This is a genomic window from Oceanospirillum beijerinckii DSM 7166, assembly GCF_000422425.1.
GTDB classification, from domain to species: domain Bacteria; phylum Pseudomonadota; class Gammaproteobacteria; order Pseudomonadales; family Halomonadaceae; genus Oceanospirillum; species Oceanospirillum beijerinckii.
Map to the genome: position 1 here is coordinate 67,809 of NZ_AULT01000032.1, position 9,674 is coordinate 77,482.

At 48.5% G+C, this 9,674-nt stretch carries 7 protein-coding genes and 1 pseudogene; 4 read left to right on the plus strand and 4 right to left on the minus strand.

Features of this window, described 5'->3' with window-relative positions:
• Positions 1–629: 629 nt before the first annotated feature.
• Positions 630–1,556 carry a LysR family transcriptional regulator gene (locus H579_RS0110770; RefSeq protein ID WP_028300690.1) on the plus strand — a complete coding sequence of 309 codons (927 nt, stop codon included), beginning with the start codon at positions 630–632 and terminating at the stop codon, positions 1,554–1,556.
• Positions 1,557–1,709: 153 nt separating this feature from the next.
• On the opposite strand, the gene gabT is transcribed toward H579_RS0110770, so the two are convergent.
• The 3 genes from gabT to H579_RS0110790 form a co-directional block, all read right to left on the minus strand.
• Entirely contained in the window at positions 1,710–2,993 is a 1,284-nt protein-coding gene (gene gabT, locus H579_RS0110775; protein ID WP_028300691.1) for a 4-aminobutyrate--2-oxoglutarate transaminase, read from the minus strand.
• A 113-nt stretch (positions 2,994–3,106) separates the two neighbouring features.
• On the minus strand, positions 3,107–4,570 hold the full coding sequence (locus H579_RS0110780; RefSeq protein WP_028300692.1) for an NAD-dependent succinate-semialdehyde dehydrogenase: 1,464 nt from the start codon (positions 4,568–4,570) through the stop codon (positions 3,107–3,109).
• A 472-nt stretch (positions 4,571–5,042) separates the two neighbouring features.
• The gene (locus H579_RS0110790) at positions 5,043–5,432 is read right to left on the minus strand and encodes a carboxymuconolactone decarboxylase family protein (protein ID WP_028300694.1); all 390 of its coding nucleotides are present in this window, start codon (positions 5,430–5,432) and stop codon (positions 5,043–5,045) included.
• Between the two features lie 361 nt (positions 5,433–5,793).
• On the opposite strand from H579_RS0110790, the gene H579_RS25260 reads away from it, so the two are divergent.
• From H579_RS25260 to H579_RS25265, 3 genes are all read left to right on the plus strand, one after another.
• Positions 5,794–7,809, plus strand: a complete 2,016-nt coding sequence (locus H579_RS25260; RefSeq protein WP_051227535.1) for an SEL1-like repeat protein — start codon at positions 5,794–5,796, stop codon at positions 7,807–7,809.
• Between the two features lie 206 nt (positions 7,810–8,015).
• A complete protein-coding gene (locus tag H579_RS0110800) occupies positions 8,016–8,633 on the plus strand; it encodes a TetR/AcrR family transcriptional regulator (protein WP_028300695.1) in 618 nt (205 codons plus the stop codon).
• Positions 8,634–8,660: 27 nt separating this feature from the next.
• Positions 8,661–9,347 (plus strand): HlyD family secretion protein, encoded by a 687-nt coding sequence (locus H579_RS25265; protein ID WP_051227536.1) that lies wholly within the window; start codon positions 8,661–8,663, stop codon positions 9,345–9,347.
• Positions 9,348–9,489: 142 nt separating this feature from the next.
• Here the strand turns inward: H579_RS25265 and H579_RS29440 are convergent.
• A pseudogene (locus tag H579_RS29440) lies at positions 9,490–9,674 on the minus strand (IS4-like element ISCku4 family transposase); the annotation flags it as partial.

Consider the following 9,674-nt stretch of genomic DNA (forward strand, 5'->3'; position numbering starts at 1 on the left):
CATCATTGCCTGGAGGGAGCGGTTCTCTGGAGGGGCATGAGGGATGAAGATAAAAAAAGACCCGGTTGATCGCGAGGAATCAACCGGGTACAAATAGTCCAGTCAGCAGGGTGTCGATAGTGACTGGCCGAGCAAAAGGCACAACCCCAAGGGGCGTGAACATAGAGGTCAATGGGAAGAGAAGATATTGTCCGCTGTATCTCCTCAAGCCATGTGTGCAGTTTAGAGTGATCCAGTGTTATGAAAAACCTCGCCAAATCGCAGTAAAGTTTTACGGTGAACAAACATTACAAATAGTGGGTTTTCCTGCTATGGCTGATTTTAAAGCAAGAAAATACTGCTCACAGATTTAAAGAGGAATGAATACCCTGTAAGAGGTATGCGCTTGGATAGTTTCAGGCGCCAAGTTACGAAAAAATCACACTTTGATCATCAAGCACTCAAACAAAAAACCTCTATAAAAACTATATCCTCCAGCTATTGATCAAGGTGGCCCGAAATATTTTTCTTTAAGTGGGTGTATTCATAAAATAGCTGTGAATAATGAAAGGCCCTCTGCTAGACTCATCCAGATAGTGAGGCCCATAACCTATTATTATTAAAAAACTATTCTTGAGTGACAGGCATCTATGAGCACAAAAAATTACTCTCTGGGTCAGGTGGGTGATTACGAGATTAAGCAGCTGAAAGTCTTTAAGACAGTCGTGGATTGCGGTGGCTTTTCAGCGGCAGAAACGGCACTGAATATTGGCCGTTCCACCATTAGTCTGCATATTTCCAATCTGGAATCCCGGTTGAATCTGGTGCTATGCAAGCGCGGCCGTGCGGGTTTCTCCCTGACAGAAGAGGGTGCCATCATCTATGAGATGACAGTACAGCTGTTAGAGTCTCTGGATGCGTTCCGTGTGACGGTAAATAATCTAAACAGCAGCCTGACCGGCGAACTGAAAATTGTGCTATCCGACGCTATAAGCCTGGATGATCGTTGCGCTTTCCCTGATTTAGTCAATGCCTTTTACCAGCAGGCACCGGGTGTACAGATCTCGTCTGATGTCGCCTCCATGGCTGAGATTGAGCGTATGGTGCTGAACGATATGGTGGATGTGGGCTTTATTCCCTGTCACCGTAAACTGGAAGGCTTGGATTACTTTGATATCTATACTGATATTTGTCGTCTTTATATCAGTACCAGGCATCCTGCGGCACTTCTGCCAGAGAAAGAGATTACTGATGAGGTGATTTGTGAGATTCCGCTGGTACATGCCGGTCTGAAGCCTCATGAAGCCGTAGAAGAGCAGATGTCTGGCCTGAAACTGGCCGGTAAGGCTTATTTTTATGAAGGGCGTCTGGCGATGATTTTATCCGGTCTTTATATGGGCTTTTTGCCGGAAGCGTACGCGAAGCAGTATGTGGAGTCGGGGCAGATTCGTTCAGTTGTTCCCGAGCTGCGTAACTATCTATTGCCAATGGCGGCGGTAAGCAAAAAAACGGCACAGCCAAACAAAGCCCGTGAACTGTTTTTGCAAGTGCTGAGAGGGCATTTCACTGCGGATTAAAGCAGGCTTTATCCTTGAAAAGATGATGCTCTGAGTGTCAGTCATTGATATTGATGTTCAGAGCCATAAAAAAACGGACAGCCTGGGCTGTCCGTTTTGCTATAGCAGCATGTGCTATAGAGAGGGGAGAGGTAATCGAGCAGTGATGCCCAATTACTTCGCCTGATCAGCGATCATCTTAGTCAGAATATCCAGACCTTCGTTCAGCACTTCATCGCTCATGGTCAGAGCTGGCAGGAAGCGGATAACGTTAGCGCGGATACCACAAGACAGCAGAATCAGACCGTTTTTAGGTGCTTCAGCAACCAGGGCTTTGGTCAGTTCAGGGTTTGGTTGATCGATGTCACCATTCTGGATCAGTTCCATCGCAATCATAGAGCCTAGGTTACGTACGTTACCAATAATCTGAGGGTACTCTTCTTTCAGAGCGCTCAGACGCTGGTTCATCTGGTTACCGATAGAGGTTGCACGCTCCATCAGTTTCTCTTCTTCGATCACTTCCAGAACTGCCAGAGCAGCAGCACAAGCGATTGGAGAACCCGCGTAAGTACCACCCAGGCCACCAGCAGGTGCTGAATCCATAACCTCAGCTTTACCAACAACAGCAGACAGTGGGAAACCACCGGCAATACCTTTAGCCATGGTCATCAGATCAGGTTCAACGCCAGCGTGCTCGATAGCGAACATTTTACCTGTACGACCGAAGCCATTCTGGATTTCGTCAGCAATCAGCATGATACCGTGCTCGTCACAGATCTGACGCAGTGCCTGCAGGAACTCAGCAGGAGCCTGGTAGAAACCACCTTCACCCTGTACCGGCTCGATGATGATCGCAGCAACCTGAGTTGGCTCAATGTCGCAAGTAAACAGCATTTTCAGCGCTTTCAGAGAGTCTTCGATGCTTACACCGTGAACTTCATTTGGGTATGGCGCGTGGTAAACACTGGCTGGGAATGGACCGAAAGCGGCTTTGTAAGGCACAACTTTACCAGTCAGAGCCATAGTCATGTTAGTACGACCGTGGAAGCCACCATTGAATGCGATGACGCCTGGACGACCTGTGTGAGCACGTGCGATTTTCACGCAGTTCTCAACCGCTTCAGCACCAGTAGTGACATACATGGCTTTCTTAGGCGTGTTGCCCGGAGCAATTTCTACCAGCTTCTCAGCCAGAGCCACTGCAGGCTCGTATGGCGTTACAGTGATACAGGTGTGAGTCAGCTTTTCGGTCTGAGCTTTAACTGCTTCGATCACTTTAGGATGGCAGTGGCCAGTGTTCAGTACTGCGATACCCGCAGCGAAATCGATGTAACGGTTACCTTCAACGTCCCACATTTCAGCATTCAGGCCGCGCTCGATAAATACTGGTGCCAGGTTACCCTGACCTGTAGCGAAAACTTTGTTTTTACGTTCTTGAAGGGAAGCATTCGTTGTCATTATGACGACTCCTAATACAGTAAATAAAGAGAGCAGTGAGCTTTAAAAATAAAAAGTGTTAAATAACGTCACTGCTATCCGGGTTATGCCAACAGGGTGAATTTCAAGCGGAATTAGCGAATGCCGCCCATCAGCATGTATTTGATTTCCAGGTAGTCTTCCAGGCCATACTTAGAGCCTTCACGACCAGTACCGGATTCCTTCACACCACCAAACGGTGCAACTTCGGTAGACAGGATGCCATCATTGATTGCAACCATACCGTACTCTAGGCCTTCAGACACGCGCCAGATACGGGACATTGTCTCTGAGTAGAAGTAAGCCGCCAGACCGAACGGTGTATTGTTCGCAATCTCAATCGCTTCTTCTTCAGTCTCGAAACGGATAATCGGTGCCACAGGACCAAAGATCTCTTGAGTGAATACCGGCATATCCTGGGTCACGTTAGACAGGATGGTTGGCGTGTAGAACAGTTCACCTTCAGAGTTGCGCTCACCACCGGTGACCACTTTTGCACCCTGAGCGATAGATTCCTGAACCAGGCGATCAACTTTATCGACAGCAGCTTTATTGATCAGAGGGCCGATCTCGACGCCTTCAGCGGCACCGTTACCAATCTTCATCTCTTGTACACGAGCGGCCAGCTTTTCGGCGAACTCATCGTGTACACCAGCTTGAACCAGAATACGGTTAGCGCAAACACAGGTTTGACCCGCATTACGGTATTTAGATGCGAGAGCACCTTCTACAGCCGCATCGATATCCGCATCATCAAATACGATAAACGGTGCGTTACCGCCCAGCTCCATAGAGGTCTTCTTAACGGTCTGTGCGCACTGCTCCATCAGCAGCTTGCCCACAGGGGTAGAACCGGTAAAGCTCAGCTTGCGTACGATAGGGCTGGACGTCAGCTCGCCACCGATCGCTTTAGCGTTAACACCCGCAACCACGTTGATCACACCCGCTGGGATACCAGCACGATCCGCCAGCTCAGCCAGCGCCAGAGCACAGAAAGGCGTCTCTTCAGATGGCTTGATTACGATAGTACAACCCGCTGCCAGCGCTGGAGCTGCTTTACGAGTGATCATCGCGATAGGGAAGTTCCAAGGCGTGATCGCTGCAACAACACCGATTGGCTGTTTCACAGTCAGAATGCGCTTGTCATTGGCGTGGGTTGGGATCACATCACCGTAAGCACGACGACCCTCTTCCGCAAACCACTCAATGAAAGAGGCACCGTACATCACTTCGCCCATGGACTCTTTCATAGGCTTGCCCTGTTCGGACGTCATCAGCAGAGCCAGATCTTCCTGAGCGGCTACCATCAGATCGAACCACTTCTTCAGGATCACGGCACGCTCTTTGGCGGTTTTCGCTTTCCATGATGTCATTGCTACGTCGGCTGCTTCGATCGCCTTGCGGGTCTCGTCACCAGCCAGATCTGCAACGTTAGCGATCAGTTCACCCGTCGCCGGATTGGTTACTGGGAAGGTATTACCACTGTCTGCATCGACCCACTCACCGTTAATGTAAGACTGGGTTTTCAGTAGCTGGGGATCTTTTAATTCTAATAACATCTCTTGCTCCACCAATTAGTACAGAAGCACTTTGTTCAGGGGATAGCGGGGTACACTATCAAACTTGATGCAGATCCTAGGTCATGGCTTGATCTGGAACAATCTGAAGCTATCAACGCATGGTTTGATAACCACTGAACTATTATCCGGTGAAGCGAAATTTTTCGGCAATATCTCCAAGGAGGGTGTTGATTGGAACAGGTTTATACGCTGGGAGGGAAAAGGGCTTGGATCTTCTTTCAGATAACGGCTCATCGGAGCTAAAGCTGCTAATTGAGTTTATCTGAATAAATGCGGTGAAACCTTACGTTACGAAAAAAATGATCGTAAAACGACTCGCAGCAGTCATTAGCTGGAGCGAGCCGTGTCTGTTTAGGGTCAAGATATAACCCTGATAATAGACTGTTTTTGTAGAACCCAGAGTTAGCATAGGGCTGCAATGCTGTTCTTGCCTGTTGTAAGCCGCAATGGATTAGAACGCATTGTTTTCCTGGTATTCTTCAATCACTTCTTTTGCTGCCCGGAATGCTTCTTGTGCGGCAGGAGCGCCGCAGTAAACAATGGAGTGCAATAACACCTCCTGAATCTCTTCCACTGTACAGCCATTATTCAAGGCTCCACGCACATGACCTTTTAGCTCTGTTGGGGCTTTTAAAGCCGCTAGCATGGCGATAGTAACCAGAGAGCGGGTAGAACGCGGCAGATTGTCCCGTTGCCAGGTGGAACCCCAGGCATGTTCGTTGATCCAGTCTTGCATCGGCGCGGTCAGATCCGTGGTGCCATCCATCGCCTTTTGGACAAAGGCTTCGCCCATCACTTCAGTGCGTACTTTTAGGCCGTTTTCCCAATCATTTTGACTCATGTTAGATCCTGGTTTTGTTTTTGTGTTTAAGTCGTGAAATAAGAGTATCCAAGGCAGGGATATCATGCTGGTTGACGATAGTAGCGACGGTGACGGAGAAAGTACAACCTGGGCTGATCAATCACCTCTCATGCATATGTCTGCTATAAGGTAGAGCTTTGCGGCTGCTCTGGCTATATCGTGCTGTCATCCCTTTCTTTTCCGAAGCTAGCGTTACTGTCTGAATTAACAGGAATTATTTGATGGAACTGAAAAGATGTCGGGGCTAATCTTATAGGGTATTCCCCTCAGTAAGATGCGAGTTACTTTGCTGGCATGTTACTGAGAATCCCCCGACACCATCTATATTGATTTGAAAAAAATGATGAATAAATCTTTGCTGTCATTCCTTCTGATCACAATGCTGTTTATAGCCGGTCCAGCCTTATCGACGCAGGGTGATAAGGCTCTGTTCAACAGGGTGTTGCAGCAATCTAAGCAAGGTGATGCGACAGCCCAGTTTAACCTTGGCGTTATGTATTTCAATGGTCAGGGTGTGGAACAGAACTTACAGCAAGCGCATCAATGGTGGCTGAAATCTGCAGAGCAGGGCGTTGTGAAGGCTCAATATAATGTGGGAGTTCTGTACTTTAACGGGCAGGGAGGCGCTAAAAGTTATGAGCAGGCAATGGAGTGGTTAAGCCTCGCGGCTGAGAGTGGCTATGCGGAAGCACAAAGTCGCTTAGGAATGATGTTCAGCATGGGATTGGGTAGTGCGCAGAGCTATCCTAAGGCCATTGAGTGGTTAGAGAAAGCGGCGGAGCAGGGGCATAGTCGTTCCCAGCTGATCTTAGGCGGCTTATATTTTAAAGGTGATGATGGGCAGGGCTTTAACCAGAATCTGGCAAAGGCTCATCATTGGTGGCATCAAGCTGCTGAGCAGGGGATTGCTGACGCACAATATAATGTTGGCCTGATGTATATCCGGGGGCTGTCGGTGACTCAGAACTATCAGGTCGGGGCGGATTGGTATAGAAAAGCCGCCTCTCAGCAGCATATTCTGGCCCAGTATGATTTGGGGCGACTTTATGAACAGGGCTATGGTGGTGATCAGGATTATATTCAAGCCGCAGAATATTACCGCAAGGCTGCGGATCAACAGCATATCGACGCGCAATACAGGCTAGGCCGCTTATATGAACAGGGATATGGCGTGGATCAAGACCTTGCTGCTGCGCTAGTGTGGTATCAGAAGGCTGCGGATAAGGCTCATATAGAGGCTCAATATCGCTTAGCTTTCAGCTACGACAGAGGGCTGGGAGTTGAGCAGAATTATGTTCAAGCGGCTGAGTGGTATAAGCAAGTGGCCGCTGAAGGCGTGTTAGAGGCGCAATATCGCTTGGCCGTGATGTATGAAAAGGGTGAGGGGGTCGATGTTGACTTCATTCAGGCCGCACACTGGTATACACAGGCCGCAGCTCAAGGCCATCTGGAAGCGCAATATACGTTGGGTAATTGGTATTTCCAAGGTGATAAGTTGGCCCCGGATCTTGGGCAGGCTCATCACTGGTGGAGCAAAGCGGCGGAGCACGGCATTGCTGAAGCGCAATTTAACCTCAGTCGACTGTATGCCGAAGGATTGTATGTTAATCAGGATTATGGACAAGCTGCTTACTGGCTGCAGCAAGCGGCGCAGCAGAATTATATAGAAGCACAGTACAGTCTGGCGCGTTTATATGAGCAGGGACTCGGGGTTGAGCGGGACTTTTTGCATGCTGCGAACTGGTATCAAAAAGCAGGTGAGCAGGGGCATATAGGTGCACAAAATGAGTTAGGTCAGCTATATCTGAAAGCCCAGGGGCTGGCAAAAGACCATAAGCAAGCGGCGCAATGGTTACAGAAAGCCGCAGAGCAGGGTTATGCTCAGGCCCAGTTTAATCTGGGCGTGATGTATCAGAAAGGTCATGGTGTCAAACAAGACCTGGAGCAGGCCTTGTTCTGGTTTCAAAAATCTGCAGATCAGGGTTTTGTCGAAGCTCAGTTTGGCCTGGGTAGCCTGTATCAGAAAGATGATGGTGAGCTAAGGGACTTGCGTAAAGCATTTTTCTGGTATGAAAAAGCGGCTAATCAAGGCAATGCCAATGCCCAGCACAATTTAGGACGGATCTACTCCTTAGGTGAAGGTGTAGCACAGAATTATCAGCAAGCTTTTGTCTTCTTCCAGCAAGCGGCACAGCAGGGCCTGGCCGAATCGCAATACCTTTTAGGGATTTTTTTTGAAGAAGGTCGAGGCACAGATAAAAATCAGCAACAAGCTATCGAATGGTATAAAAAAGCGGCTGATCAAGGTCATCAAAGGGCCAGGTCTCTATATGAGTTGCTGACCTCTGGTCAGTAAGAGCGAAAATGATGAGCTCCCGTTGTGACGTTGACTTCAATCAGAATGCTAAACTCTTCTCGACTTAAGGCTTTAAAGTGTCTCATCTCTCAGGGAGCATCATCTCTGAAACAATAGATGCCACGATAAAATATTTTACATCGGGCATAACTTTTATTTTTGTTGTATATTACTGACTGGTCAGTTATTTTAAGGTCAGGTTGAGAATGAATCGAGCACGCACCTCTCATGCAAAGGAGCAGCGTCGTCAGGCGCTGTTAGATGCAGCATTGGATGAGTTTTTTGAGAAGGGTTATACCGCTGCACGAATGGACGATATCGCGAGTCGTGCCGGGGTCTCTAAAGGGACGGTCTACCTCTATTTCAAATCCAAAGAACAGGTCTTTCATGGTCTGATCAATAGTATTGCCAGTCCAAAAATTCAGGAGCTGGAGGTGGTGCTTCATAGTGCGGGTTCGGCAAAGGAGGCATTGCAAATGTTATTTCGTATTATGCCGATGATTGTTGCGCATTCGCCGATGCCTAAGCTGGCTAAGGTATTGATCGGTGATTGCAATGCGTTTCCAGAAGTGGTTTGTCATTACCGTCAGCAGGTGATTGATCGTGGCATTGGGGCTATCACTCAGCTGCTTGAGGCCGGTAAGCGCAGTGGTGAGTTGCAGGTAGCTGATGCAGATTTGACTGCCCGACTGGTAATCGCACCTATGATCTATGCTGCGATATGGCGTGTGGTCTTTGAGATTGGCGTTGAGCAGCCGCTGAATGTTGAGGCGCTGTTTGAGTTACATGACAGCATGATAATTAAAGCACTGTCAGCTGATTAAAAGGTGTAATGATGAAAACAGCTTATCTTGCAACAGTCAGAACAGGCGGTAAGACAGGCGCAAGCGAAAAATTATGATCTCCAGCAGGGAGCAAGGCCAGAGGAGATTGAGGTTCTTAAAGCTCAGTTGGCCGAAGCTCAAGCTAATGAACTGTTAGCCAAGTTGGAGAAAGACCGTATCCAGAAATTGGTCAAATCCGGCAGTGCTTCAGCCAGTACACTGGATCAGCTGATGGCTTCGTGGCGGGCTGCTCAAGCTCGGGTTGCAACGATTCAATCCAATATTCAGGTCGCGGAGTTAGCCGCCCGCGAGCACACTCTGGAAGTGGCAGTTGCGCAGCAGAAGGCGGCGGAAGCGGCTCGGGATGAAGTAAACTGGCAATTGCAGCAGCGGACGGTACACACTCGTCGTGAAGGCCGTGTTGAAGATGTCTTTCACCAATTGGGTGAATACGTTAATGCAGGCACACCAGTAGTGATGCTGTTGCCCGACGATGCGTTAAAAGTGCGTTTCTATCTGCCACAGCACAAGTTGTCTCAGCTTCAACCCGGCAGTCAGGTAAAGGTTTACCGGGATGGGCAGAGTCAGGCTGTTAGTGCTCAGGTGAGCTTTATCTCTGATGTGGCCGAGTTCACTCCCCCCGTCATCTTTAGCGCGGAGTCCCGTGACAAGTTGGTGTACCGGGTGGAAGCGCAGTTTCAGTTATCTTCCTGATTAACTTTTCTGACAATATGCTCATTTAAACAACTAGACAGTGCGTAGTTCTGATTTCAATGAACTGCGCATATCCAGTCTAAACTTTCGTTGTTGGAAAGCGTTTTTCTGGTTTTAGTCGATTGTTTTCTATCATCAATATTCATCCTGTGAGCTTGAAGCCTCCATAACGCTCTATCTCTATTCGCTCGCTCAGGAATTTCACCGCGTTTAGCTTTTCAATGGAAACCAAGAGAAATTCCGGCAGCGAAGATCGCATCGCTTGGGCTACAACTGCCTCAGAAGGTGGTAGAGCATTATTCATTGTTCTCAGCCAGCTTCGGAAGT